A 24,524-nucleotide genomic window follows, 5' to 3' on the forward strand; every position below is an offset into this window, starting at 1 on the left:
GACCGCCAGACCGCCAGACCGTCCCGTTTGCCCGTTTGCCGTCCGGCAGGCTTCGCCACGCCGTTCTCGCGATGATGCGTCGCGTGCACGCATCCGCGCGTTCTCCGGGCTTACCCGGTTGGCACGCGTCGTACGCGTCCGTTACACTCGCCTTTCACCGACCGTGCGGTCGGGAAAAGCAGCCGGCAGTCCTCGAACAAACACAATGCAGACGACGGAGACGGGTTTCATGAGCAACGCGTGGCGATGGATCGGTATCGGGGTGGCGGCGTGTGCTGCCGGATGGTCGCTGCCGGCGGCGGCCGACGTGAAGATCGGCGTGACGCTGTCCGCGACCGGTCCCGCGGCGTCGCTCGGCATTCCGGAGAAGAACACGATCGCGCTGAACACGGCGCAACCTGGCACGCCGGCATTTCGCGACGCGCTGCCGCGCGGGCTCGAGCCAGGCCGTGACGTCGCGGCGTCACACGGCGTCTTCAACCTGAGCGCGACCGACCACGCCGGTCTCGACGAGCGCGCGAGCGGGATGGTGCAGATCGTCGACGGCCGCTGGCAGTGGGTTCGCTAGCGCGCACGCATTACTCAATACACGTTACACGTTACGCATCGCATCCACGGAAAGCGCGTGTCGGCTGACGCGCGTTTTGTCGGCAGCAGGACGCGCGCCGCGCAGGCGCGCGGGCAGGGCAGGCACGCCTGCGCCTTCGGCTCGTCGCGGGAAAACGAGCGTAGGCGCGATGGCGCACGATTATTAGATTGAGGAGCCGGCGCCAAGCCGGATCGACCAGCGGATTTTTCGCGCAGCGTTTGGAGACACGCAATGAAAATGAATCGATGGATGGGGGCCGCGCTCGCGGCGGGTCTGGCATGCGGTGCCACGGTGGCGTCGGCGCAGGTGAAGATCGGCGTGACGCTGTCGGCCACCGGGCCGGCCGCATCGCTCGGCATTCCGGAAAAGAACACGATCGCGCTGCTGCCGAAGGAGATCGGCGGCAAGAGCGTGCAGTACATCGTGCTCGACGACGCGTCCGACACGAGCCGCGCGGTGCAGAACGTGCGCAAGCTGATCGACGAGGATCACGTCGACGCGATCATCGGTTCGTCCGTCACGCCGAATTCGCTCGCGATGATCGACCCGGTTTCTCAAGGCAAGACGCCGACGATCGCGCTCGCCGCGAGCGCGCAGATCATCGGGCCGATGGATGCGAAGCGCGCGTGGATGTTCAAGACGCCGCAGAACGACCGACTGATGGCCGACGCGATCGCCGGCTACATGGCGAAGCATGGCGTGAAGACGGTCGGCTTCATCGGCTTCGCCGACGCATACGGCGACGGCTGGTACAACGTGTTCAACGCGGCGGCCGCGGCGAACGGCATCAAGGTCGTGACGAACGAGCGCTACAACCGCACCGACGCGTCGGTGACGGGGCAGGTGCTGAAGACGCTCGGCGCGAATCCCGACGCGGTGCTGATCGCGGGCGCGGGCACGCCGGCGGCGCTGCCGGCCAAGGCGCTGAAGGAGCGCGGCTACAAGGGGCACGTGTACCAGACGCATGGCGTCGCGAACAACGACTTCCTGCGCGTGTGCGGCAAGGATTGCGACGGCGAGATCCTGCCCACCGGGCCGGTGCTCGTGACCGACCAGCTGCCGGATTCGAACCCGGTGAAGAAGCCGTCGCAGGCGTACAAGGCGGCCTACGAGAAGACCTACGGCGCGGGTTCGCTGTCCACCTTCGGCGCGCATGCCTGGGATGCGGGCCAGCTGCTGCAGCGCGCGATTCCCGAGGCGCTGAAGAAGGCCCAGCCCGGCACCGAGGGGTTCCGTGACGCGCTGCGCGTCGCGCTCGAGAACGTCAAGGATCTGCCGGTCTCGCACGGCGTGGTCAACATGACGCCGGGCGACCACAACGGCTTCGACAACCGCGCGCGCGTGATGGTGCAGATCGTCGACGGCAAGTGGAAGCTGCAGGCGGAGTGAGCGCCACGATGCGGCGCGCATGACGGCGAGGCCCTCATGCGCGCCGTCGCCGGCTCGCCGGCCTGATGTCTCGCGCGCCGCGCGGCGACGTTCCACGTGAAAGAGCCGCGCCGGGCGGCCGCGCGATGCGCCGGCTTTCGGGCGATATTCCTCGAAGCATTCTCGATACAAGAAACGGTATGGATCTCTCTATTGCGGCGATCCTCGCGCAGGACGGCATCACGACCGGCGCCATCTACGCCTTGCTCTCGCTGGCGCTGGTGCTCGTGTTTTCCGTCACGCGGGTGATCTTCATTCCCCAGGGCGAATTCGTCGCCTACGGTGCGCTGACGCTGGCTGCGTTGCAGGCGCAGAAATTTCCCGCCACCTGCTGGCTGCTGTTCGTGATGGGCATCGCATGCTTCCTGCTCGAAGCGGGCGGGCTGATCCGTCATCGCGAGCGGCGCCATCAGCTCGGCCGCACGCTGACGACGCTCGGCAGCCGCTACGTGCTGATGCCGCTCGCGGTGCTGGCGGTCACGCGCAGCGTCGCCGCGCAGCCGCTGCCGATGCTCGCGCAGATCGCGCTGACGCTCGCGATCGTCGTGCCGATGGGGCCGTTCGTGTACCGGCTCGTCTATCAGCCGATCGCCGAGGCGACGACGCTGCTGCTGCTGATCGTGTCGGTCGCCGTGCATTTCGCGATGGTCGGCCTCGGGCTCGTGATGTTCGGCGCGGAAGGCTCGCGCACCACGGCGTTCTCCGACGCGTCGCTGTCGGCCGGCAGCCTGACGGTGTCGCTGCAAAGCGTGTGGGTGGTCGGCACCGCGCTCGTGCTGATCGCCGCGCTGTACCTGTACTTCGGCCGCACGATCGCCGGCAAGGCGCTGCGCGCGACGTCGGTGAACCGGCTCGGCGCCCGGCTCGTCGGCATCGGCACCACGCAGGCGGGGCGGCTCGCGTTCACGCTCGCGGCGGGCCTCGGCGTGCTGTCAGGCATCCTCGCCGGGCCGCTGACGACGATCTATTACGACTCCGGCTTCCTGATCGGCCTGAAGGGCTTCGTCGGCGCGATCGTCGGCGGGCTGATCAGCTATCCGCTCGCGGCGGCGGGGTCGCTGCTGGTCGGCGTGCTCGAATCGTATTCGTCGTTCTGGGCGAGCGCATACAAGGAGGTGATCGTGTTCACGCTGATCATCCCGGTGCTGCTGTGGCGGAGCTTCGCGATGCCGCATGCGGAAGAGGACGAGGAGTGACGCGATGAAGACGCTATTGCGCAACAAGACGTTCTGGCTGTTTCTCGTGGTGCTGTTCACGCTGCCGGTGCTACCCGGCGCGGTGCGGGTGCCCGAATACTGGATCACGCTGCTGAACTACATCGGCCTCTACGCGATCGTCGCGATCGGGCTGGTGCTGCTGACGGGGGTCGGCGGGATGACGAGCTTCGGGCAGGCGGCGTTCGTCGGCGTCGGCGCGTATGCGACCGCGTACCTGACGACGCGCTACGGGGTGTCGCCATGGCTCGCGCTGCTCGTCGGCATCGCGCTGACGGCGCTCGTCGCGCTGCTGCTGGGCATGGTGACGATGCGGCTGTCCGGCCACTTCCTGCCGCTCGGCACGATCGCGTGGGGGCTCGCGCTGTTCTACCTGTTCGGCAATCTGGAGCTGCTCGGCAAGTACGACGGCATCAACGGCATTCCGGCGCTGAACGTGTTCGGCATCGTGCTGGACAGCGGCCGCAGCCTGTATTTCCTGATCTGGGCGGTGGTGCTCGGCGCGGTCCTGTCGGTGCAGAACCTGCTGAACAGCCGGCCGGGCCGCGCGATCCGCGCGCTGCGCGGCGGCGGCGTGATGGCCGAGGCGATGGGCGTGAACACCGCGTGGATGCGCGTCGTGATCTTCGTCTACGCGGCGGTGCTCGCGGCGATCTCCGGCTTCCTGTACGCGCATCTGCAGCGCGCGGTGAACCCGACGCCGTTCGGCCTGAACCACGGGATCGAATTCCTGTTCATGGCGGTGGTGGGCGGCGTCGCGCACGTGTGGGGCGCGGTGCTCGGCGCGGCGCTCCTCACCGTACTGCAGGATTACCTGCAGACGCTGCTGCCGAAGCTGCTCGGCTCGGAAGGCAACTTCGAGGTGATCGTGTTCGGCGTGCTGATGGTGCTGCTGCTGCAGTACGCGCGGCAGGGCGTATGGCCGTTCGTCGCGAAGCTGTTCCCGCGCGGGCAGCGTGCGCAGGTGCCGCACCACGCCGATCCTTTGCCGCAGCGCAGCAAGCCGGCGACCGGCGAGCCGCTGCTCGTCGTCGACCACGCGCGCAAGCAGTTCGGCGGGCTGGTGGCGGTCAACGACGTCAGCTTCGACGTGAAGGCCGGGCAGATCGTCGGCCTGATCGGGCCGAACGGCGCGGGCAAGTCGACCACGTTCAACCTCGTGACCGGCGTGCTGCAGCCGACCGGCGGCAAGATCACGTTCCGCGGCGAACGGATCGACGGCCTGACGTCGCGCGAGATCGTCAGCCGGGGGATCGGTCGCACGTTCCAGCACGTGAAGCTGCTGCCCGGGATGACGGTGCTGGAGAACGTCGCGATCGGCGCGCATCTGCGCGGCTCGACCGGCGTGTGGCGCAGCATCGCGCGGCTCAATGCGCACGAGGAGGCGCAGCTGCTCGCCGAGGCGGCGCGCCAGATTCGCCGTGTCGGGCTTGAAAGCCATATGTATGACGAAGCCGGCAGCCTCGCGCTCGGCCAGCAACGAATTCTCGAGATCGCCCGCGCGCTGTGCTGCGATCCGACGCTGCTGCTGCTCGACGAGCCGGCGGCCGGCCTGCGTTACAAGGAGAAGCAGCAGTTGGCGGACTTGTTGCGCCGGCTGAAATCGGAGGGAATGAGCGTGCTGCTGGTCGAACACGACATGGACTTTGTGATGAACCTCACCGATCGGCTGGTGGTGATGGAGTTCGGCACGCGCATCGCGGAAGGCTTGCCGCAGGAGGTGCAGCAGGACCCGGCGGTGCTGGAAGCGTATCTCGGCGGGGTGGAATGATGACGAATGCAACGATGCCGATTCTCGAGGTGAGCGGGCTGTCGGTCAGGTACGGCAAGGTGGAGGCGCTGCACGGCGCGGCGATCAAGGTGCGTGCGGGCCAGATCGTCAGCGTGATCGGCCCGAACGGGGCGGGCAAGTCGACGCTCCTCAATGCGATCATGGGTGCGCTGCCGGTGACGGGCCATGCGTCGGGCGCGATCGTGTATCGCGGCGCCGACGTCGGCATGCTGCCGGTCGAGCAGCGCGTCGCGCGCGGCATGTGCCTGGTGCCGGAGAAGCGCGAACTGTTCAGCACGATGTCGGTGGAGGACAACCTCGTGCTGGGCGCATACCGGCGCAAGCAGGCCGGGGAGGCCAATTTCCTGGACCAGCTCGATCACGTGTTCGCGCTGTTTCCCCGCCTGAGGGAACGCCGCAACCAGGCGGCCGGCACGCTGTCCGGCGGCGAGCGCCAGATGCTCGCGGTCGGCCGCGCGCTGATGGGCAAGCCGGATCTGCTGATGCTCGACGAGCCGAGCCTGGGTCTCGCGCCGTTGATCGTGAAGGAGATTTTTCATATCATCAGCGCGTTGCGCGGCAGCGGCGTCGCGACGCTGCTGATCGAGCAGAATGCCCGGGCTGCGCTGCAGATCTCCGATTACGGCTACGTGCTGGAAACCGGCGAGTTCGCGCTCGAGGGGCGGGCGGCCGAGCTGGCACAGAATCCACAGGTAATCGAAACCTACCTGGGCCTGGCGAAAAAGACCGCCTGATCGCCGTTTTCGGCATCAAAGCGACGGCGTGTTTCACGTGAAACACGCCGTTTTTGTTTGTCTGCCGTTCGGGCAAGATTCGGGTCAAATCCGAACCCGTTATAATTCGCCCCATACATTTCTGAGAAAGGTTCGTGCGTAGTCCTGCGCGACGTCTGCCATGCTTTATCCCATTGAATTTGACGTAATCGTCGTCGGCGGCGGTCATGCCGGCACGGAAGCCGCTTTGGCGTCCGCCCGCATGGGCGCGAAGACGCTGCTTTTGACGCACAACATCGAAACCTTGGGCCAGATGAGCTGCAATCCGTCGATCGGCGGCATTGGCAAGGGCCATCTGGTCAAGGAAGTCGACGCGTTGGGCGGCGCGATGGCGGCCGCGACGGATGAAAGCGGGATCCAGTTCCGGATCCTCAATTCGTCGAAAGGGCCGGCGGTGCGTGCGACGCGCGCACAGGCCGACCGCATCCTGTACAAGGCGGCGATTCGCCACCGCCTCGAGAATCAGCCTAACCTGTGGCTGTTCCAGCAGGCGGTCGACGACCTGATCGTCGAAGGCGACCGGGTGGTCGGCGCCGTCACGCAGATTGGCATTCGCTTCCGGTCGCGCGCGGTCGTGCTGACGGCCGGCACCTTCCTCGACGGCAAGATTCACGTCGGCCTGAACAACTACACGGGCGGCCGCGCGGGCGATCCGGCGGCGGTGTCGCTGTCGGCACGCCTCAAGGAGCTGAAGCTGCCGCAAGGCCGGCTGAAGACCGGCACGCCTCCGCGGATCGACGGGCGCACGATCGACTTCTCGAAGCTCGAAGAGCAGCCGGGCGATCTGGACCCGATCCCGGTGTTCTCGTTCCTGGGCCGTGCGGAACAGCATCCGCAGCAAATGCCGTGCTGGGTCACGCACACGAACGAGCGCACGCACGACATCATTCGCAGCGGCCTCGACCGTTCCCCGATGTACACCGGCGTGATCGAAGGCGTGGGGCCGCGTTACTGCCCGTCGATCGAGGACAAGATCCACCGGTTCGCGTCGAAGGATTCGCACCAGATCTTCCTGGAGCCGGAAGGGCTGACGACGAACGAGTTCTATCCGAACGGGATTTCGACGAGCCTGCCGTTCGACGTTCAGCTGGATCTGGTGCACTCGATGCGCGGCCTGGAGCAGGCGCACATCCTGCGCCCCGGCTATGCGATCGAGTATGACTATTTCGACCCGCGCGGGTTGAAGGCATCGCTGGAGAGCAAGGCGATCAACGGCCTGTTCTTCGCGGGGCAGATCAACGGGACGACCGGCTACGAAGAAGCCGCCGCGCAAGGTCTGCTGGCCGGCATCAACGCGGGCCGCTACGTGCAGGAAAAGGACGCGTGGTGCCCGCGCCGCGACCAGGCCTATCTGGGCGTGCTCGTCGACGATCTGGTCACGCGCGGCGTGTCCGAGCCGTACCGGATGTTCACGAGCCGCGCCGAGTACCGGCTGAGCCTGCGTGAGGACAACGCCGACATGCGCCTGACCGAAATCGGTCGCGAACTGGGCGTGGTGGACGACGTGCGTTGGGATGCGTTCTGCCGGAAGCGCGACGCTGTTTCACGTGAAACCGAGCGCTTGAAATCGACGTGGGTAACGCCGAAGACGCTGCCCGCGGATGAAGCGACCGCGGTGCTCGGCAAGGCGATCGACCACGAATACAGCCTGGCCGAGTTGTTGCGCCGGCCGGGCGTCAGCTACGAAGCCGTGTGCGGGCTGCGCGGCGGCGAGTGCGGGCCGGCCGAGCCGCTGTCCGACGATCCGGTGCTGCGCGCGCAGATCGAGGAGCAGATCGAGATCGGCATCAAATATCAGGGCTACATCGAGCGTCAGGCGGGCGAGATCGAGCGCAACGGTGCGAACGAGAACACGCGGCTGCCGGCCGAGATCGATTACCGCGACGTGCGCGGCTTGTCGTTCGAAGTGAGCCAGAAGCTGAACCAGTTCCGTCCGGAGACGATCGGCCAGGCGTCGCGCATCTCGGGCGTGACGCCGGCGGCGATCTCGCTGCTGATGGTTCACCTGAAGCGCCGCGGCCTCGGCCGCCGCGACGGGGCGGTGGAGCCGGCAGCAGATCAGGGGGACGACGTCGTCCCGACGCAGCAATGACGGCGCGGCGCGCACCGGTGGCAAGCCGGGACACGCTCGAAACGATGCTGCTCGAAGGCGCGAACGCTTTGGGCGTGGCGTTGACGGACGCGCAGCGCGAGCAGTTGCTCGACTATGTGGCGCTGCTCGCGAAATGGAACGCGGTCTATAACCTGACCGCGATCCGCGACCCGCGGCAAATGCTGATCCAGCACATTCTCGATTCGCTGGCGATCGTTCCCCATCTGCGCGGGCGCGGGCCGTCCCGCGTGCTCGATGTCGGTTCGGGCGGAGGGCTGCCGGGCATCGTGCTGGCGATCGTACTGCCGGACTGGCAGATCACGCTCAACGACATCGTTCACAAGAAGTCCGCGTTCCAGACGCAGACCAAGGCCGAACTGAAGCTCGCGAACCTGTCCGTCGTGACCGGGCGCGTCGAAACGCTGCAGCCGGGCGTCGAGGTGCCGGAAAAATTCGACGTGATCGTGTCGCGGGCATTCGCGGATCTCGCCGACTTCGTTACACTTGCGCGGCATCTGGTTGCGCCGGGCGGCGGGATCTGGGCGATGAAGGGCGTGCACCCCGACGACGAGATTGCACGGCTGCCGTCGGGCAGCCACATGAAACAGACCATTCGTCTGGCGGTTCCGATGCTCGATGCCGAACGGCATCTGATCGAAGTCGCCGTCGACGAGGCGATTTGACGGCGCGCCGAACGGCGCCCGATTGATTGAAGTAAAGAAGGACACACCAACGATGGCAAAGATCTTCTGCGTTGCGAACCAGAAGGGGGGCGTCGGCAAGACGACGACCACGGTCAACCTCGCCGCGAGCCTCGCAGCGCAGGATCAACGCGTCCTGCTGATCGATCTCGACCCGCAAGGCAATGCGACGATGGGCAGTGGCGTCGACAAGGCCGAATGCGAAACGACAGTCTATGAAGTGCTGGTCGACGGCGCGTCGGTGTCGGACGTGCGGGTGCGGCCGGAATCGGTGACGTACGACGTGCTGCCGGCGAATCGCGAGCTGTCCGGCGCGGAAATCGAGCTGGTCGGCGTCGAGAATCGCGAGCGTCAGTTGAAGGCGGCGCTCGAGCGCGTCGACGACGACTACGACTTCGTGCTGATCGATTGCCCGCCGGCGCTGTCGCTGCTGACGCTGAACGGCCTGTGCGCGGCGCACGGCGTCGTGATCCCGATGCAGTGCGAGTATTTCGCGCTGGAGGGCCTGTCGGATCTCGTCAACACGGTCAAGCAGGTGCACGCGAACATGAACCGCGAGCTGAAGGTGATCGGCCTGTTGCGGGTGATGTTCGATCCGCGCATCACGTTGCAGCAGCAAGTCTCCGACCAACTGAAGTCGCACTTCGGCGACAAGGTGTTCGACGCGGTGATTCCCCGCAATGTGCGCCTCGCGGAAGCGCCGAGCTACGGGCTGCCGGGCGTCATTTTCGACCGCAACTCGCGCGGCGCGCAGGCTTATCTCCAGTTCGGCGCCGAAATGATCGAGCGGGTGCGCACGCTGTGAGCCGGGACCCTACGACGAGCGAAGCGAGGAAGAACAACATGAACGCGGTTGCAAAGAAGAAAGGGTTGGGGCGCGGCCTCGAGGCGCTGCTCGGTGGCAGTGCCGACATCACCGAAGTGGTGAAGATCGACGGCGCACCGAACACGCTCGCGCTCGCCAAGCTGCAGGCCGGCAAGTACCAGCCGCGGACCCGCATGGACGAGGGCAGCCTGCAGGAGCTGGCGGCAAGCATTCGCGCACAGGGCGTGATGCAGCCGATCCTGGTGAGGCCCATTTCATCAGACAAATACGAGATCATCGCGGGCGAGCGCCGTTTCCGCGCGGCGCGCCTCGCCGGTCTCAACGAAGTGCCGGTGCTGGTGAAGGACGTCTCCGATCAGGCGGCCGCGGCGATGGCGCTGATCGAGAACATTCAGCGCGAGGATCTGAATCCGCTCGAAGAGGCGCACGGCATCCAGCGCCTGCTCGACGAATTTCATTTCACGCACGAGCAGGCGGCCGAATCCGTCGGCCGCTCGCGCAGCGCGGTGTCGAACCTGCTGCGCCTGCTGAACCTCGCGGCGCCGGTGCAGACAATGCTGCTCGCCGGCGATCTCGACATGGGCCACGCGCGCGCGCTGCTCGCCGTCGATGCCGCGACGCAGATCACGCTCGCGCACCAGGTCGTCAACAAGCGCATGTCGGTGCGTGAAACCGAGAAGCTGGTCACGCAGACGACGAAGGAAGCGCCGGCGGTGAAGGCGCGCGCCAAGGACGACGGCGGCCGGGATACGCGCCGTCTCGAAGAGGAGTTGTCCGACCTGTTGGCGTCGACGGTGAAGATCAAGCTGGGCCGCCGCGGGCGAGGGCAGGTGACGATCGACTTCGGCGATCTCGACGCGCTCGAAGGCATCCTCGCGCGGCTGCGGGGCAACGTCACCGCGGACGAGTAAGGCACTGCAGATGGACGACACGGGGGCGTCGGCGCCGCGCCGGTGGCTCGGCCGGGTCGCGCAGGAGCCTGTCCTGTCGGCGTTGATCGCGGGCCTGCTCGCGCTGCAATGGCTGCGCCCGCAACCACTTGCGACGCTCGCCGGCCGGGTCGACGGGCAGACGGTCGCGACGCTCGCCGGCCTGCTGATGCTGACGAAGGCGCTCGAATTGTCGGGATGCCTGACGTGGCTCGCGCACCACATCGTGCACCGCGTGCGATCCGAGCGTGCGCTCGCCTTGCTGCTGACCGTATTCGCGGCCGCGCTCGCGACATGGCTCACCAACGATGTCGCGCTGTTCGTCGTCGTTCCGCTGATGGTGTCGCTGCGCGCGCTGACGCCGCTGCCGTTCAGGCGCCTCGTGATCGTCGTCGCGCTCGCGGTCAACGCGGGGTCGATCGCGACGCCGTTCGGCAATCCTCAGAATCTCTTCCTCTGGCAGTTGAGCGGTGTGTCGTTCGGCCGTTTCGTGCTCACCCTCGGGCCGCTCGCCGGCGCGACGATGGCGGTGCTGCTCGCCGTGACGGCCTGCGCGTTCCGCCCGAGGCCGCTCGACCTGTCGGGCGATGTCACCGCACTGCCGGTGCAACGCGCCCAGGCGCTCGTTGCCGCGCTGCTGTTCGGCGCGTTCGTGTGGCTCGCGGACGCGCATCACGCCGTGCCGGGCCTCGTCGCGGTCGCGGCCGTGCTGCTGGTCGTGCGACGCAATGCTGTCCTGACTATCGACTGGCTGCTGCTCGTGATCTTCGTGCTGATGTTCGTCGTGCTACGCCGCGCCGCCGCGCTGCCCGCGGTGCACGACGCGATCGCGCACGCGCGGCTCGACTCGCCGCTGCGGGTGTTCGCGGCAGGCACGTTGCTGTCGCAGGGCATCAGCAACGTGCCGGCGGCGATCCTGCTGTCCGAGTTCACGCGCGACTGGCGCGCACTCGCGTTCGGCGTATCGGTCGGCGGCTTCGGCCTGGCGATCGGTTCCCTCGCGAACCTGATCGCGGTGCGCCTCGCCCGGGAGCCGCGCATGTGGCTGCCGTTTCACCTCGCATCGATTCCGTTCGGTCTCGCGAGCGCGGCGATCGGTGCCTGGCTGCTTCGTCACGGCTGAACGACGCCGCGCCGGGCGAGCGGCACGCACTTTTTTCGCCCGCGAAATACGGGTGCAAAAAAGCGACCTTACAACTGTCATCGTACGTCGTGGTTTATCGCATTTTTCACATCATGAGGCGGCGTTTTACGGTGGTTTTTGTCGTGTCTAAAGCCTTGAATCACTTGCAACTATCGCTTACAATCGCCCGGATTTGTTAGCTAGGCACCCTGAAAGCTTGAAGAAAGCTCGGGGCTGGATTCAGGATTTTGCGGAAGACTGCGATGGCGGGTCAGGCGCCGAACGAAAGGCACGACGATCACCGCGCGCAACGCACCGCTTCAGCGGCCGGCGAGCGGCGCGAATCCACCGGCGACGACTGGGATGCCGAGCAGCAAGACGACAACATCGTTCCGCTCACGCGGGCCGAAGCTGAAAGGCTGTTCGGTCCGGGCGTGAGTCGGCCGTCGCGCGTCACGCCTTACCAGGTGGTGATCGCGCAGGTGGCCTTGTCCCTGGTTGCAACGCTGGCGTGGTGGCTGTTTTCGAAGTCGCCGGGCGCCGCTGCGCAATCGGCGTTTCTGGGCGGAGCGATCGGCTGGGTGCCGAGTGCGTTGTTCGTGGCGCGAATGAAGGCAGGTGGCACGGCCACCGTGATGAGCTGGGTGGCGGGCGAAGCCCTGAAGCTCGGCGTGACGATCGGGATGTTCGCCGCAGTGGCGTTCGGCTATGCCGGGGTTCACTGGGTGCCGCTCCTCGTCACCTACCTCGTCGTGCTGAAGACGTACTGGATCGCGCTGGCCTGGCGGTAAAGAATAAGCAGCGCGCGGTTTCGACATGGAATCGCGCCGACGTGTTCCCGCAATGGAGTATTGCGGGATCGCGCAAAACGATTTTCGACAATTTGGGTGGCATTAACGATATGGCAGCTAGCGAAGGCACGCGTGGTCCGGATCCGTCCGAGTACATTGCGCACCACTTGCAGAATTTCTCCACCTCGCATCAGACGTCGATCTTCGATCTGCACGTCTGGAACATCGACACGCTGTTCTGGTCGATCGTGTGTGGCCTGATTACCTTCGTGCTGCTGCGCCTCGCCGCCCGCAAGGCGACGTCGGGCGTGCCGGGCCGCTTCCAGTGCGCGATCGAGATGCTCGTCGAGATGGTCGAAGACCAGTCGAAGGCGATCGTCCACGGCAACCGCACGTTCATCGCACCGCTCGCGCTCACCGTGTTCGTGTGGGTCGCACTGATGAACGCCCTCGACTTCCTCCCGGTCGACCTGCCGGGCCGCGTGATCCAGGTGCTGGGTCTGTCGGGCGTCATTTCCCACCATCGCATCGTCCCGACCGCGGACCTGAACGGTACGCTCGGCATCGCGCTCGGCGTGTTCGTCCTGATGATCTACTACAGCATCAAGATCAAGGGCGCAGGCGGTTTCGTGCATGAGCTGCTGTCGGCACCGTTCGGTGCTCACCCGGCCCTGTGGATTCCGAACCTCGCGCTCAACATCGTCGAATACGTCGCAAAGACCGTCTCGCTCGGCATGCGGTTGTTCGGCAACATGTACGCGGGCGAGCTGGTGTTCCTGCTGATCGCCCTGCTCGGCAGCATGTGGAGCTTCGGCGGCGACGCGTCGTTCCTCGGCTTCATCGGGCATGTGATCGCAGGCAGCGTCTGGGCAATCTTCCACATCCTGATTGTTCTGTTGCAGGCATTCATTTTCATGATGCTGACGCTGGTGTATCTCGGCCAGGCGCACGACACGCACTAAGCGCGGCGTGCAACAAAGAGTCTTCGTTTTAGTTTTTTAAATCTCAGTTCCAAGTCTTTTCAATAAGGAGTGATCATGCAAGCTTACATCGCCAACATCCAGGGTCTGACCGCCATCGGTATCGGCATCATCATCGGCCTGGGTGCAATCGGCGCCTGTATCGGTATCGCGCTGATGGGCGGCAAGTACATCGAAGCGTGCGCACGTCAGCCCGAGCTGATCAACCCGCTGCAAACGAAGATGTTCCTGCTGGCTGGCCTGATCGACGCAGCATTCCTGATCGGTGTCGGTGTCGCAATGCTGTTCGCGTTCGCGAACCCGCTCCTGTCGAAGCTCGCAGGCTAAGGTTCCCCGGAAATATGCGCGCGGCATAGCCGGCGCAGGGCGGAACGGAGACTGGGGCGCTGATCGAATGCAACTCGATGAGCGCCTTACCGTTTCATTTTTCCGGAATAGCAGATAAGGAAACACCGTGAATCTCAACGCAACTCTGTTTGCGCAAATGGTCGTGTTCCTGGTCCTCGCGTGGTTCACGATGAAATTCGTGTGGCCGCCGTTGATCAACGCCCTCGACGAGCGCTCGAAGAAGATCGCTGACGGCCTCGCCGCCGCGGAAAAGGGCAAGGCGGAACTCGAAGCAGCGCACAAGCGCGTGGACCAGGAACTCTCGCAGGCCCGCAACGACGGCCAGCAGCGCATCGCCGACGCTGAAAAGCGTGCCCAGGCGGTCGCCGACGAAATCAAGGTCAACGCCCAGGCTGAAGCCTCCCGCATCATCGCCCAGGCGAAGGCGGAAGCCGAACAGCAAATCGTCAAGGCGCGCGAAGCGCTGCGCGGCGAAGTCGCCACGCTGGCCGTGAAGGGCGCCGAGCAGATCCTGAAGCGCGAAGTCGATCAAAAGGCCCACGCCGAACTGCTGAATCAACTGAAAGCCGAGCTCTGATCATGGCCGAACTTGCAACCATCGCCCGCCCTTACGCTGAAGCGCTGTTCCGCGTGGCCGAGGGAGGTGACATCGCCGCCTGGTCCACGCTCGTGCAAGAGCTGGCTCAGGTTGCGCGTCTGCCCGAAGTGTTGTCCGTCGCGTCGAGCCCGAAGGTGACCCGCGCGCAAGTGGCCGAGCTGCTGCTCGCGGCGCTCAAGTCGCCGCTCGCGGCCGGTGCCGAAGCGAAGAACTTCGTGCAGATGCTGGTCGACAATCATCGCATCGCGCTGCTGCCGGAAATCGCCACGCAGTTCGACGAGCTGAAAAACGCGCGTGAAGGCGCCGCCGACGCAACCATCGTCAGCGCATTCCCGCTGAACGGAGCCGATCTCGACGGTCTCCTTTCCAGCCTCGAACGCAAGTTCAAGCGCAAGCTGAATCCGACGATCGAAGTCGATTCGTCGCTGATCGGCGGCGTGCGCGTGACGGTCGGCGACGAAGTGCTCGACACCTCGGTTCGCGCGCGCCTTGCATCGATGCAGGCTGCCTTGACCGCCTGAGCGCAACGCCGGCACGCAACAGAATTGACTATCAGGAGCGAATAATGCAACTCAATCCCTCTGAGATCAGCGAGCTGATCAAGAGCCGGATCCAGGGCCTTGAAGCGAGCGCAGACGTTCGCAACCAGGGTACCGTGATCTCCGTGACCGACGGTATCGTGCGCATCCACGGCCTGTCGGACGTGATGCAGGGCGAAATGCTCGAATTCCCGGGCAACACGTATGGCCTCGCGCTGAACCTCGAGCGCGACTCGGTCGGCGCGGTGATTCTCGGCGAATACGAACACATCTCCGAAGGCGACATCGTCAAGACGACGGGCCGCATTCTGGAAGTCCCGGTCGGCCCGGAACTCATCGGCCGCGTGGTCGATGCGCTCGGCAACCCGATCGACGGCAAGGGCCCGATCAACGCGAAGCTGACCGACGCGATCGAAAAGATCGCCCCGGGCGTGATCTGGCGCAAGTCGGTGTCGCAGCCGGTGCAGACCGGCCTGAAGTCGATCGACGCGATGGTGCCGATCGGCCGCGGCCAGCGTGAGCTGATCATCGGCGACCGTCAGTGCGGCAAGACCGCGGTGGCGATCGACACGATCATCAACCAGAAGGGCAAGGACCTGGTCTGTATCTACGTCGCGATCGGCCAGAAGGCTTCGTCGATCATGAACGTGGTGCGCAAGCTCGAAGAAACCGGCGCGATGGAGTACACGATCGTCGTCGCCGCTTCGGCTTCGGATTCGGCAGCGATGCAGTACCTCGCGCCGTACGCCGGCTGCACGATGGGCGAATACTTCCGCGATCGCGGCCAGGACGCGCTGATCATTTATGACGACTTGACCAAGCAAGCCTGGGCATACCGTCAGATCTCGCTGCTGCTGCGCCGCCCGCCGGGCCGTGAAGCGTACCCGGGCGACGTGTTCTATCTGCACTCGCGTCTGCTCGAGCGTGCGGCTCGTGTCTCGGAAGAGTACGTCGAGAAGTTCACGAACGGCGAAGTGAAGGGCAAGAGCGGTTCGCTGACGGCGCTGCCGGTCATCGAAACGCAGGCAGGCGACGTGACCGCGTTCGTTCCGACGAACGTGATCTCGATCACCGACGGCCAGATCTTCCTGGAAACCGACCTGTTCAACGCAGGCATCCGCCCGGCAATCAACGCCGGCGTGTCGGTGTCGCGTGTCGGTGGCGCCGCTCAGACGAAGGTCGTGAAGAAGCTGTCGGGCGGTATCCGTACCGACCTCGCGCAGTACCGTGAGCTGGCTGCGTTCGCGCAGTTCGCATCGGATCTCGACGAAGCGACCCGCAAGCAGCTCGAGCGCGGCCGCCGCGTGACGGAACTGCTGAAGCAGCCGCAGTACCAGCCGCTGCAGGTGTGGGAACTGGCCGTCTCGCTGTTCGCGGCGAACAACGGCTACCTCGACGACCTCGACGTCAAGGACGTGCTGCCGTTCGAGAAGGGCCTGCGCGAATTCCTGAAGACCAGCCACGCTGACCTGATCAAGCGCATCGAAGACACCAAGGATCTCTCGAAGGATGACGAAGGCGCGCTGCGCGCGGCGATCGAATCCTTCAAGAAGTCGGGTGCTTATTGATCCGCGAGGGACACCTTGAAGCGGTGCGGGCCGCGTAACGCGCCCGCACCGCTTCGGTCAAGGAGCAAGCTATGGCTGGAATGAAGGAAATTCGCGGCAAGATCAAGAGCGTGCAAAACACGCGCAAGATCACGAAGGCGATGGAAATGGTTGCGGCATCGAAGATGCGCCGCGCCCAGGAACGCATGCGTGCTGCCCGCCCGTATGCGGACAAGGTCCGCGCCATCGCCGCGCACATGAGCCGCGCGAACCCGGAGTACCGCCACCCGTTCATGGTGGCAAACGAAGGCGCGAAGACGGCCGGCATCATCCTCGTCACGACGGACAAGGGCCTGTGCGGCGGTCTGAACACGAACGTGCTGCGCGCCACGGTGCAGAAGTTCAAGGAGCTGGAAGACAAGGGCCAGAAGGTCGACGCAACCGCGATCGGCAGCAAGGGCCTCGGGTTCCTGAATCGTTTCGGCGCGAAGGTGATCTCGCAGGTCGTCCACATGGGCGACACGCCGCACCTCGACAAGCTGATCGGCGCGGTGAAGACGCAGCTCGATCTGTACTCGGAAGGCAAGCTGTCGGCGGTTTATCTCGCGTACACGCGCTTCGTCAACACGATGAAGCAGGAAGCGGTGATCGAACAGCTGCTGCCGCTGTCGTCGGAGCATTTCGAAGCGAGCGAAGGCACGCCGGCCACGTCGTGGGACTACATCTACGAGCCGGACGCGCAGGCAGTCGTCGACGAACTGCTCGTGCGTTACGTCGAAGCGCTGGTGTACCAGGCCGTCGCGGAAAACATGGCGTCGGAACAATCGGCGCGGATGGTCGCGATGAAGGCCGCTTCGGACAACGCGAAGACGGTGATCGGCGAGCTTCAGCTGTCGTACAACAAGAGCCGTCAGGCCGCGATCACGAAGGAACTGTCGGAGATCGTCGGCGGCGCTGCTGCTGTTTAAGCGCGCGCCTTAACCGGGCGGCATCCGCCCGGGCGACTCGAACCGCGCCTTTGCGCGAGTCAAGAATCAGGTATTTAAAGGAAAAGCGATGAGTACTGCTGCTTTGGTAGAAGGCAAGATCGTACAGTGCATCGGCGCCGTTATCGACGTGGAATTCCCGCGCGAAAGCATGCCGAAGATCTACGACGCGCTCATTCTGGAAGGCTCGGAACTGACGCTCGAAGTCCAGCAGCAGCTGGGCGACGGCGTGGTCCGCACCATCTGTCTGGGTGCATCCGACGGCCTGCGCCGCGGTCTGACGGTGAAGAACACGAAACAGCCGATTTCGGTGCCGGTCGGCAAGCCGACCCTCGGCCGGATCATGGACGTGCTCGGCCGTCCGATCGACGAGGCTGGCCCGATCGTGAGCGAACACACCCGCTCGATCCACCAGAAGGCGCCGGCGTTCGACGAACTGTCGCCGTCGACCGAACTGCTCGAAACGGGCATCAAGGTCATTGACTTGATCTGCCCGTTCGCAAAGGGCGGCAAGGTCGGTCTGTTCGGTGGTGCAGGCGTGGGCAAGACCGTCAACATGATGGAGCTCATCAACAACATCGCGAAGGAGCACGGCGGTTACTCCGTGTTCGCGGGCGTGGGCGAGCGTACCCGTGAAGGGAACGACTTCTACCACGAAATGAAGGACTCGAACGTTCTCGACAAGGTCGCGCTGGTGTACGGCCAGATGAACGAGCCGCCGGGCAACCGTCTGCGCGTCGCGCTGACCGGCCTGACGATGGCCGAGCACTTCCGTGACGAAGGCCTCGACGTGCTGTTCTTCGTCGACAACATCTACCGTTTCACGCTGGCCGGTACCGAAGTGTCGGCACTGCTCGGCCGTATGCCGTCGGCAGTGGGCTATCAGCCGACGCTGGCTGAAGAAATGGGCAAGCTGCAAGAGCGCATCACGTCGACCAAGAAGGGCTCGATCACGTCGGTTCAGGCCGTGTACGTCCCTGCGGATGACTTGACCGACCCGTCGCCGGCGACCACCTTCGGCCACCTGGACGCAACCGTCGTTCTGTCGCGTGACATCGCTTCGCTGGGTATCTACCCGGCGGTCGACCCGCTCGACTCGACGTCGCGCCAGATCGACCCGAATGTGATCGGCGAAGAGCACTACACGATCACCCGTCGCGTTCAGCAGACGCTGCAGCGCTACAAGGAACTGCGCGACATCATCGCGATTCTGGGCATGGACGAACTGGCGCCGGAAGACAAGCTGTCGGTCGCGCGTGCGCGCAAGATCCAGCGTTTCCTGTCGCAGCCGTTCCACGTCGCTGAAGTGTTCACGGGCTCGCCGGGCAAGTACGTGCCGCTGAAGGAAACGATCCGTGGCTTCAAGATGATCGTCGACGGCGAGTGCGATCACCTGCCGGAACAGGCGTTCTACATGGTCGGCACGATCGACGAAGCCTTCGAAAAGGCCAAGAAGATCCAGTAAAGGTCGGGTGTAAAGCTGCGGGCGCCTTCGCGTCCGCGAAGGCTGCCGCGTTTCGGCGGCGTTTCGCGGACGGGCGCCCACGTAATACGCTCAACCTGCCTTGCATGGGACGAGAGCGCGAAGCATGCGACTGGCGCGAGTGCTGAAGCACCCGCGCCGGCCGACATCAGCGCTAACTCGCCGACAGGAGTCGATATGGCAACCATCAAAGTAGACGTCGTCAGCGCGGAAGAGCAGATCTTCTCGGGCCAGGCGAAATTCGTCGCGCTGCCGGGCGAAGCGGGTGAGCTGGGCATTCTGCCGGGCCACACGCCGCTGATCACGCGGATTCGTCCGGGTGCGGTGCGCATCGAAGTCGAGAACGGCCACGAGGAATTCGTGTTCGTCGCAGGCGGCATTCTCGAAGTGCAGCCGGGCGCCGTGACGGTGCTCGCCGACACCGCGATCCGCGGCAAGGATCTCGACTCGGCGAAGGCCGAGGAAGCACGGAAGCGCGCCGAGGAAACGCTGCAGAACGCGAAGTCGGATCTCGACCTCGCGAAGGCTCAATCCGAGCTTGCGACCGCGATGGCGCAGCTCGAAGCGATCCAGCGTCTCGCGAAACTGCGCGGCCGGCACTGAAGCTCACGCTTCATGCGAAAGAAAGCAGCCTTCGGGCTGCTTTTTTTTTCGTCCGACCGTGCGATTTCATCTTGCGGGTAACAATCGATGTCAGAGTGGGGTAAGCGGGTGGCAGAATAATCCGTAAAACGACACCGAAACAAAACCCTCTCGGAGACATTCATGGCTGCAGATTCAGGCGTGGGGGCGCTGATTGCGCCCGCGGACGGGCTTTCCTACGTGCGCGGCGCCGCCGACGTGCCGCTTTCCGAAGCGACGATCGGCCGGTTCCTGCTCGATACCGTTCACCGTTTCCCCGATCGTCCGGCCGTGGTGTTTCGCGAGCAGGGCGTGCGCTGGACCTGGCGTGAATTCGCCGACGAGGTCAATGTGCTGGCCGCCGGCCTCACGGCGCTCGGCATCGTCAGCGGCGATCGCGTCGGCATCTGGTCGCCGAATCGCAGCGAATGGCTGCTCACGCAGTTCGCGACCGCGCGGATCGGCGCGGTCCTCGTCAACATCAACCCCGCCTACCGGCTCGCCGAACTCGAATACGCGCTGAACAAGGTCGGCTGCAAGGCGCTGATCGCGGCGGAGCGTTTCAAGTCGTCCGCCTACGTCGAGATGATCCAGACCATCGCGCCGGAGCTGGCGAGCGCCACGCCGGGCGACCTGCACGCGGCGCGCGCGCCGGCGCTGCGCACGGTCGTGTCGATGGGCGATGCCGCGCCCGCCGGCATGTTCCGTTTCGCCGACGTGATGGCGCGCGGCCGCGAGTCGGTCGACACCGCGGCGCTCGATGCGATCGGCGCGACGCTCGCGTCGGCCGATCCGATCAACATCCAGTTCACGAGCGGCACGACGGGCAGCCCGAAGGGTGCGACGCTCACGCATCGCAACGTCGTCAACAACGCGCGCTCGATCGCCAGCGCGATGCGCTTCACCGAAGCGGACGGGCTCTGCATTCCGGTGCCGCTGTATCACTGCTTCGGCATGGTGCTCGCGGTGCTCGCCTGCGTGTCTTCCGGCGCGAAGATGGTGTTTCCGGGCGAGGCGTTCGATCCGGCCGCGACGCTGGCCGCCGTCGCCGACGAGCGCTGCACCGCGCTGCACGGCGTGCCGACGATGTTCATCGCGGAGCTCGATCATCCGGACTTCGCGCGCTATGACCTCTCGACGCTGCGCACCGGCATCATGGCGGGCTCGCCGTGCCCGATCGAGACAATGAAGCGCGTCGTGTCGCAGATGCACATGGCCGAGGTGACGATCGCGTACGGCATGACGGAAACGAGCCCGGTGTCGTTCCAGAGCGCGACGACCGACCCGCTCGAGAAGCGCACGACGACGGTCGGCCGCATCCAGCCGCATCTCGAGGTGAAGATCGTCGATCCGACGGGCGAGACCGTGCCGGTCGGCGTGACGGGCGAGCTGTGCACGAAGGGCTATTCGGTGATGCTCGGCTACTGGGACGACGACGCGAAGACGCGCGAGGTGCTGGTCGACGGCTGGATGCACACGGGCGACCTCGCGACGATCGACGAGAACGGGTATTGCAACATCGTCGGCCGCCTGAAGGACATGCTGATTCGCGGCGGCGAGAACATCTATCCGCGCGAGATCGAGGAGTTCCTGTTTCGTCATCCGAAGATTCAGAGCGCGCAGGTGTTCGGCGTGCCCGACACCAAGTATGGCGAGGAAGTCTGCGCGTGGATCGTGCTGCGCGCGGGCGAGCAGATGACGGAGGACGACGTGCGTGCGTTCTGCCAGGGGCAGATCGCGCACTACAAGATCCCGCGCTACATCCGTTTCGTCGACGAGCTGCCGATGACGGTGACGGGCAAGGTGCAGAAGTTCATCATGCGGCAGCGCATGATCGACGACCTGCGGTTGAGCCTGCAGAAAACCGCGTGAGCGCCGACGGCCTGCGGGCCGTCTTTTTTTCTGCGGCGAAAAGAAAAAAAGCGGGCTCATAAGCCCGCTAAAAACCACACGCTACGGGGTTAGCGCGAGGAGACCAAAGATGGAACGTATCGGCGTAGGCCGAACACGACTCCAACACGGATGCCCCAGGGTAGGGATTCGGTACGAGACCGACGTTCTCGCAGCGCTTCGTGTCCGCTCACACTCGGCACACGAGAGCGCATCCGTGTTGAAACCGTGGAACCCATTGTGGGCGAATTGATGCGCGATCGCGGTAACAAAGTGTTTCAGGTTGTAACGCCCACCAGATAAGGCTCTGCGGGATTTTTTGCTGTTTTTCGGGATACTGGGCGGGTCATTTTTACCAAGATTTCGCTGAAGGTTTTCATGGCGTGCGCGCAATGCGATTTTCGCGCGTGTTAGGCTCGACGAATCCCGTTTTTACACGCGAAAAAATTCATCGCGCCGACGAATCGATGCAAGACGACGCAATCATCAGAAAGATTTTGAAACGCGATCGCGTGATCGCGGTAGTCGGCCTTTCGGATAAACCTCACCGTGCAAGTCACGGCGTGGCCGAATACATGCAGCGCGCCGGTTACAGGATCGTGCCGGTCAATCCGGTGCTCGACGGCAAGCGTGTGCTCGGCGAGCGCTGCCATCCGTCGCTGACTGCCGCCGCGGCCGCGCTGGCGCGCGAGGGCGCCGCGATCGCGATGGTCGACGTGTTCCGCAAATCGTCCGAAGTGGCGGCGGTCGCCGACGAGGCGATCTCGATCGGCGCCGCGTCGCTGTGGCTGCAGCTCGACGTGATCGACGAGGCCGCCGCCGCGCGGGCGCGTGCGGCAGGGCTCGACGTCGTGATGGACCGCTGTCTGAAGATCGAGCACCGGCGGCTCGGCCTCGACTGACGCCGATGCCGCGCAGCGCTCACTTCAGCCACTTGTCCGCGATCGCCTGGAATTCGCCGCTGGCGAGCGACAGGTGCAACCATTGGTCGACGTATTGCTGGAACACCACGTCGCCGCGCGGCACCATGTAGGCCTTTTCGCCGAACTGGAACGGCTGGTCCGGATGCACCGGGCACAGGCCCGGGTTCAGTTTGTGCTGCAGGCGCGTCTCGGACGCGTCGGTGACCATCACGTCGGCGCGGCCGGCGAGAATTTGTTTGAAAATCGTTACGTTGTCCGGGTAGACGGTGAGGTTCGCGTGCGTGAAATGCTGCTTCGCGAAGCGCTCGTTGGTGCCGCCCGGGTTCACGATCACGCGCGTCTCCGGCCGGTCGATCTGCGCGATCGTCTGGTATGTGTCGACGTCCGCGCAGCGCACGATCGGCGTCTTGCCGTCGGTGATGTACGGCTGCGTGAAGAACGCGCGCTTCTGGCGCTCGAGCGTCGTCGAGACACCGCCCACCGCGATGTCGCACTTCGCGACGAAATCGGCGGTCAGCGTCGGCCAGCTCGTCCGCACGTACTCCGACTTCACGCCGAGCGCGCGCGCCAGCGAGTCGGCCATGTCGATGTCGATGCCCTCGAATGCGCCGTCGGCGCGGTAATACGTATACGGCTTGTAGTCGCCCGTCGTGCAGACGCGCAGCGTGCCGCGCGCGAGCACGTCGTCGAGCCGCGACCCGGCGGCCGCGCCGCTGCCCGTGTCCGCGTGGGCCGCGCCGCACAGCAGCGTCGCCGCGACAATCGTCGCCCATCGTCTCATCGGTGTTCCTCCGTCGTCTCCATTGATATGCGTGTCAGATCATAACGGAGCCATCGCGCGCGTCATATGGCCGCCACGGGACGCGGCCCCCGTCCGGTAAAATGCGCTTTTGCCTTCGCGACGTCGCCTTCCATCGTGGCCCATACTCTCCTGAACGACACCTTCCTGCGCGCGCTGCTGCGCGAGCCGACCGACTACACGCCGATCTGGCTGATGCGCCAGGCGGGCCGCTACCTGCCGGAATACAACGCGACGCGCGCGCGCGCCGGCAGCTTCCTCGGCCTCGCGAAGAACCCCGATTACGCGACCGAGGTGACGCTGCAGCCGCTCGAACGCTTCCCGCTCGATGCGGCGATCCTGTTCTCGGACATCCTGACGATTCCCGACGCGATGGGCCTCGGCCTCGATTTCGCGGCCGGCGAAGGGCCGAAGTTCGCGCATCCGGTGCGTACCGAGGCCGACGTCGCGAAGCTCGCGGTGCCGGACATCGGCGCGACGCTCGGCTACGTGACCGACGCGGTCCGCGAGATCCGCCGCGCGCTCACCGACGCGCAAGGCCGTCAGCGCGTGCCGCTGATCGGCTTTTCCGGCAGCCCGTGGACGCTCGCGTGCTACATGGTCGAAGGCGGCGGCTCGGACGACTTCCGCACCGTGAAATCGATGGCCTATGCGCGGCCGGACCTGATGCACCGCATCCTCGATGTCAACGCGCAGGCGGTCGCTGCCTATCTGAATGCGCAGATCGAGGCGGGCGCGCAGGCCGTGATGATTTTCGATACCTGGGGCGGCGCGCTGGCCGACGGTGCGTATCAGCGCTACTCGCTCGACTACATCCGGCGCGTGGTCGCGCAGCTGAAGCGCGATCACGACGGCGCGCGCGTGCCGGTCATCACGTTCACGAAGGGCGGCGGCCTGTGGCTGGAGGAGATCGCATCGACGGGCGTCGACGCGGTGGGGCTCGACTGGACGGTGAACGTCGGCGCGGCGCGCGAGCGCGTCGCCGGCCGTGTCGCGTTGCAGGGCAACCTCGATCCGACGATCCTGTTTGCGCCGCCCGCCGTGATCCGCGCCGAAGCGCGCGCGGTGCTCGACAGCTACGGCAATCATCCGGGCCACGTGTTCAACCTCGGGCACGGCATCTCGCAGTTCACGCCGCCCGAGCACGTCGCGGAACTGGTCGACGAAGTGCACACGCACAGCCGCGCGATCCGTAGCCAGGCCGCGCGCTGATTGCAAGCGGCGTCATGCTGCAGCGCGGCATGACGCGGTTGCGCGCCCTGTGTCAAGCAGGGCGCAACCCCGCCCCGGCGGGTGCTCCGATGCTTGTCAAGACTTGACTTATGCACATTTTGTTCGTTGCAGCGCGGTAGAGCACTTAATCGGTCCGATTGTCTCGCCATGGTGTGGGAATTGGGATAGCAGCCTTATGGAATAAGGCTTTGCGCCCGCCGCACGGGAGCGGGCAAAAGCAGCGACAGGCGCGGCCCGGCGCGCTCTGCGCGCGATAGAGGGCAAGTTCTTAACAAAGTTATCCACAGGCCGGGCGGGTATGCGGCGATTCCTAATGCGA

The 24,524-nt window shown here is 65.2% G+C and carries 23 protein-coding genes and 1 pseudogene; 23 read left to right on the forward strand and 1 reads right to left on the reverse strand.

Annotated features, from left to right (window positions below):
- Positions 1 to 229: 229 nt before the first annotated feature.
- The 22 genes and pseudogenes from LIG30_RS27575 to LIG30_RS00600 all read left to right on the forward strand — a co-directional run.
- Positions 230 to 385 (forward strand): annotated as a pseudogene (locus LIG30_RS27575) (ABC transporter substrate-binding protein); the annotation flags it as partial.
- 435 nt (positions 386 to 820) lie between these two features.
- Positions 821 to 1,978 carry an ABC transporter substrate-binding protein gene (locus tag LIG30_RS00505; RefSeq protein ID WP_038708711.1) on the forward strand — a complete coding sequence of 386 codons (1,158 nt, stop codon included), beginning with the start codon at positions 821 to 823 and terminating at the stop codon, positions 1,976 to 1,978.
- A gap of 179 nt (positions 1,979 to 2,157) precedes the next feature.
- On the forward strand, positions 2,158 to 3,213 hold the full coding sequence (locus tag LIG30_RS00510; protein ID WP_038708712.1) for a branched-chain amino acid ABC transporter permease: 1,056 nt from the start codon (positions 2,158 to 2,160) through the stop codon (positions 3,211 to 3,213).
- Between the two features lie 4 nt (positions 3,214 to 3,217).
- A complete protein-coding gene (locus tag LIG30_RS00515; protein ID WP_051994811.1) occupies positions 3,218 to 5,002 on the forward strand; it encodes a branched-chain amino acid ABC transporter ATP-binding protein/permease in 1,785 nt (594 codons plus the stop codon).
- The gene (locus LIG30_RS00520) at positions 5,002 to 5,757 is read left to right on the forward strand and encodes an ABC transporter ATP-binding protein (protein ID WP_038708823.1); all 756 of its coding nucleotides are present in this window, start codon (positions 5,002 to 5,004) and stop codon (positions 5,755 to 5,757) included. The genes LIG30_RS00515 and LIG30_RS00520 overlap by 1 nt, the downstream gene beginning before the upstream one ends.
- Before the next feature lie 160 nt (positions 5,758 to 5,917).
- Positions 5,918 to 7,888, forward strand: coding sequence for a tRNA uridine-5-carboxymethylaminomethyl(34) synthesis enzyme MnmG (mnmG, locus tag LIG30_RS00525; RefSeq protein ID WP_038708715.1), 1,971 nt, complete (start codon positions 5,918 to 5,920; stop codon positions 7,886 to 7,888).
- A complete protein-coding gene (gene rsmG / locus LIG30_RS00530; RefSeq protein ID WP_038708718.1) occupies positions 7,885 to 8,571 on the forward strand; it encodes a 16S rRNA (guanine(527)-N(7))-methyltransferase RsmG in 687 nt (228 codons plus the stop codon). Before mnmG ends, rsmG begins: the two co-directional genes overlap by 4 nt.
- 52 nt (positions 8,572 to 8,623) lie before the next feature.
- On the forward strand, positions 8,624 to 9,394 hold the full coding sequence (locus tag LIG30_RS00535) for a ParA family protein (RefSeq protein WP_038708720.1): 771 nt from the start codon (positions 8,624 to 8,626) through the stop codon (positions 9,392 to 9,394).
- Positions 9,395 to 9,432: 38 nt separating this feature from the next.
- Positions 9,433 to 10,326 (forward strand): ParB/RepB/Spo0J family partition protein, encoded by an 894-nt coding sequence (locus LIG30_RS00540; protein ID WP_038708825.1) that lies wholly within the window; start codon positions 9,433 to 9,435, stop codon positions 10,324 to 10,326.
- A 10-nt stretch (positions 10,327 to 10,336) separates the two neighbouring features.
- Positions 10,337 to 11,467 carry an SLC13 family permease gene (locus LIG30_RS00545; protein ID WP_038708721.1) on the forward strand — a complete coding sequence of 377 codons (1,131 nt, stop codon included), beginning with the start codon at positions 10,337 to 10,339 and terminating at the stop codon, positions 11,465 to 11,467.
- Positions 11,468 to 11,730: 263 nt separating this feature from the next.
- Complete coding sequence (locus LIG30_RS00550; RefSeq protein WP_038708722.1) at positions 11,731 to 12,258, forward strand: ATP synthase subunit I; 528 nt, start codon at positions 11,731 to 11,733, stop codon at positions 12,256 to 12,258.
- Between the two features lie 110 nt (positions 12,259 to 12,368).
- Positions 12,369 to 13,220, forward strand: a complete 852-nt coding sequence (gene atpB, locus LIG30_RS00555) for a F0F1 ATP synthase subunit A (RefSeq protein WP_038708724.1) — start codon at positions 12,369 to 12,371, stop codon at positions 13,218 to 13,220.
- Between the two features lie 75 nt (positions 13,221 to 13,295).
- Positions 13,296 to 13,565 carry a F0F1 ATP synthase subunit C gene (gene atpE, locus LIG30_RS00560; RefSeq protein WP_006482730.1) on the forward strand — a complete coding sequence of 90 codons (270 nt, stop codon included), beginning with the start codon at positions 13,296 to 13,298 and terminating at the stop codon, positions 13,563 to 13,565.
- A gap of 127 nt (positions 13,566 to 13,692) precedes the next feature.
- Positions 13,693 to 14,163: a F0F1 ATP synthase subunit B gene (locus tag LIG30_RS00565; RefSeq protein WP_038708727.1), complete on the forward strand. Its 471-nt coding sequence runs from the start codon at positions 13,693 to 13,695 to the stop codon at positions 14,161 to 14,163.
- A gap of 2 nt (positions 14,164 to 14,165) precedes the next feature.
- A complete protein-coding gene (locus tag LIG30_RS00570) occupies positions 14,166 to 14,705 on the forward strand; it encodes a F0F1 ATP synthase subunit delta (RefSeq protein ID WP_038708728.1) in 540 nt (179 codons plus the stop codon).
- A 44-nt stretch (positions 14,706 to 14,749) separates the two neighbouring features.
- Complete coding sequence (atpA, locus tag LIG30_RS00575; protein ID WP_038708731.1) at positions 14,750 to 16,291, forward strand: F0F1 ATP synthase subunit alpha; 1,542 nt, start codon at positions 14,750 to 14,752, stop codon at positions 16,289 to 16,291.
- 71 nt (positions 16,292 to 16,362) lie between these two features.
- Positions 16,363 to 17,238 carry a F0F1 ATP synthase subunit gamma gene (gene atpG, locus LIG30_RS00580; RefSeq protein ID WP_038708733.1) on the forward strand — a complete coding sequence of 292 codons (876 nt, stop codon included), beginning with the start codon at positions 16,363 to 16,365 and terminating at the stop codon, positions 17,236 to 17,238.
- A gap of 88 nt (positions 17,239 to 17,326) precedes the next feature.
- Positions 17,327 to 18,721 carry a F0F1 ATP synthase subunit beta gene (gene atpD / locus LIG30_RS00585; RefSeq protein WP_038708736.1) on the forward strand — a complete coding sequence of 465 codons (1,395 nt, stop codon included), beginning with the start codon at positions 17,327 to 17,329 and terminating at the stop codon, positions 18,719 to 18,721.
- Positions 18,722 to 18,916: 195 nt separating this feature from the next.
- Entirely contained in the window at positions 18,917 to 19,342 is a 426-nt protein-coding gene (locus LIG30_RS00590; protein ID WP_038708737.1) for a F0F1 ATP synthase subunit epsilon, read from the forward strand.
- Positions 19,343 to 19,504: 162 nt separating this feature from the next.
- A complete protein-coding gene (locus LIG30_RS00595) occupies positions 19,505 to 21,232 on the forward strand; it encodes an AMP-binding protein (protein WP_038708738.1) in 1,728 nt (575 codons plus the stop codon).
- Positions 21,233 to 21,290: 58 nt separating this feature from the next.
- Positions 21,291 to 21,503: a hypothetical protein gene (locus LIG30_RS27500; RefSeq protein ID WP_083493836.1), complete on the forward strand. Its 213-nt coding sequence runs from the start codon at positions 21,291 to 21,293 to the stop codon at positions 21,501 to 21,503.
- Between the two features lie 214 nt (positions 21,504 to 21,717).
- Complete coding sequence (locus LIG30_RS00600; protein WP_051994816.1) at positions 21,718 to 22,152, forward strand: CoA-binding protein; 435 nt, start codon at positions 21,718 to 21,720, stop codon at positions 22,150 to 22,152.
- Positions 22,153 to 22,171: 19 nt separating this feature from the next.
- Here the strand turns inward: LIG30_RS00600 and LIG30_RS00605 are convergent, their stop codons facing one another.
- The gene (locus tag LIG30_RS00605) at positions 22,172 to 22,954 is read right to left on the reverse strand and encodes a transporter substrate-binding domain-containing protein (protein WP_038708740.1); all 783 of its coding nucleotides are present in this window, start codon (positions 22,952 to 22,954) and stop codon (positions 22,172 to 22,174) included.
- A 135-nt stretch (positions 22,955 to 23,089) separates the two neighbouring features.
- Here LIG30_RS00605 and hemE point away from each other — a divergent pair, with 135 nt between their 5' ends.
- Entirely contained in the window at positions 23,090 to 24,184 is a 1,095-nt protein-coding gene (gene hemE / locus LIG30_RS00610) for a uroporphyrinogen decarboxylase (RefSeq protein ID WP_038708741.1), read from the forward strand.
- Positions 24,185 to 24,524 lie beyond the last annotated feature (340 nt).

Origin of the sequence: Burkholderia sp. lig30, from assembly GCF_000687455.2 — a bacterium.
Classification (GTDB): Bacteria; Pseudomonadota; Gammaproteobacteria; order Burkholderiales; family Burkholderiaceae; genus Burkholderia.

Excerpts from the sequence above, each read along its gene's own strand:
- LIG30_RS00540 (WP_038708825.1), top strand. The coding sequence starts at position 9,433 with ATGAACGCGGTTGCAAAGAAGAAAGGGTTGGGGCGCGGCCTCGAGGCG.
- mnmG (WP_038708715.1), top strand. The coding sequence starts at position 5,918 with ATGCTTTATCCCATTGAATTTGACGTAATCGTCGTCGGCGGCGGTCAT.
- LIG30_RS00605 (WP_038708740.1), bottom strand. The coding sequence starts at position 22,954 with ATGAGACGATGGGCGACGATTGTCGCGGCGACGCTGCTGTGCGGCGCG.
- LIG30_RS00520 (WP_038708823.1), top strand. The coding sequence starts at position 5,002 with ATGACGAATGCAACGATGCCGATTCTCGAGGTGAGCGGGCTGTCGGTC.
- LIG30_RS00600 (WP_051994816.1), top strand. The coding sequence starts at position 21,718 with ATGCAAGACGACGCAATCATCAGAAAGATTTTGAAACGCGATCGCGTG.
- LIG30_RS00550 (WP_038708722.1), top strand. The coding sequence starts at position 11,731 with ATGGCGGGTCAGGCGCCGAACGAAAGGCACGACGATCACCGCGCGCAA.
- LIG30_RS00515 (WP_051994811.1), top strand. The coding sequence starts at position 3,218 with ATGAAGACGCTATTGCGCAACAAGACGTTCTGGCTGTTTCTCGTGGTG.
- LIG30_RS00535 (WP_038708720.1), top strand. The coding sequence starts at position 8,624 with ATGGCAAAGATCTTCTGCGTTGCGAACCAGAAGGGGGGCGTCGGCAAG.
- atpD (WP_038708736.1), top strand. The coding sequence starts at position 17,327 with ATGAGTACTGCTGCTTTGGTAGAAGGCAAGATCGTACAGTGCATCGGC.
- rsmG (WP_038708718.1), top strand. The coding sequence starts at position 7,885 with ATGACGGCGCGGCGCGCACCGGTGGCAAGCCGGGACACGCTCGAAACG.
- LIG30_RS00545 (WP_038708721.1), top strand. The coding sequence starts at position 10,337 with ATGGACGACACGGGGGCGTCGGCGCCGCGCCGGTGGCTCGGCCGGGTC.
- LIG30_RS00505 (WP_038708711.1), top strand. The coding sequence starts at position 821 with ATGAAAATGAATCGATGGATGGGGGCCGCGCTCGCGGCGGGTCTGGCA.
- atpB (WP_038708724.1), top strand. The coding sequence starts at position 12,369 with ATGGCAGCTAGCGAAGGCACGCGTGGTCCGGATCCGTCCGAGTACATT.
- atpG (WP_038708733.1), top strand. The coding sequence starts at position 16,363 with ATGGCTGGAATGAAGGAAATTCGCGGCAAGATCAAGAGCGTGCAAAAC.
- LIG30_RS00570 (WP_038708728.1), top strand. The coding sequence starts at position 14,166 with ATGGCCGAACTTGCAACCATCGCCCGCCCTTACGCTGAAGCGCTGTTC.
- atpA (WP_038708731.1), top strand. The coding sequence starts at position 14,750 with ATGCAACTCAATCCCTCTGAGATCAGCGAGCTGATCAAGAGCCGGATC.
- LIG30_RS00510 (WP_038708712.1), top strand. The coding sequence starts at position 2,158 with ATGGATCTCTCTATTGCGGCGATCCTCGCGCAGGACGGCATCACGACC.
- atpE (WP_006482730.1), top strand. The coding sequence starts at position 13,296 with ATGCAAGCTTACATCGCCAACATCCAGGGTCTGACCGCCATCGGTATC.
- LIG30_RS00595 (WP_038708738.1), top strand. The coding sequence starts at position 19,505 with ATGGCTGCAGATTCAGGCGTGGGGGCGCTGATTGCGCCCGCGGACGGG.
- LIG30_RS00590 (WP_038708737.1), top strand. The coding sequence starts at position 18,917 with ATGGCAACCATCAAAGTAGACGTCGTCAGCGCGGAAGAGCAGATCTTC.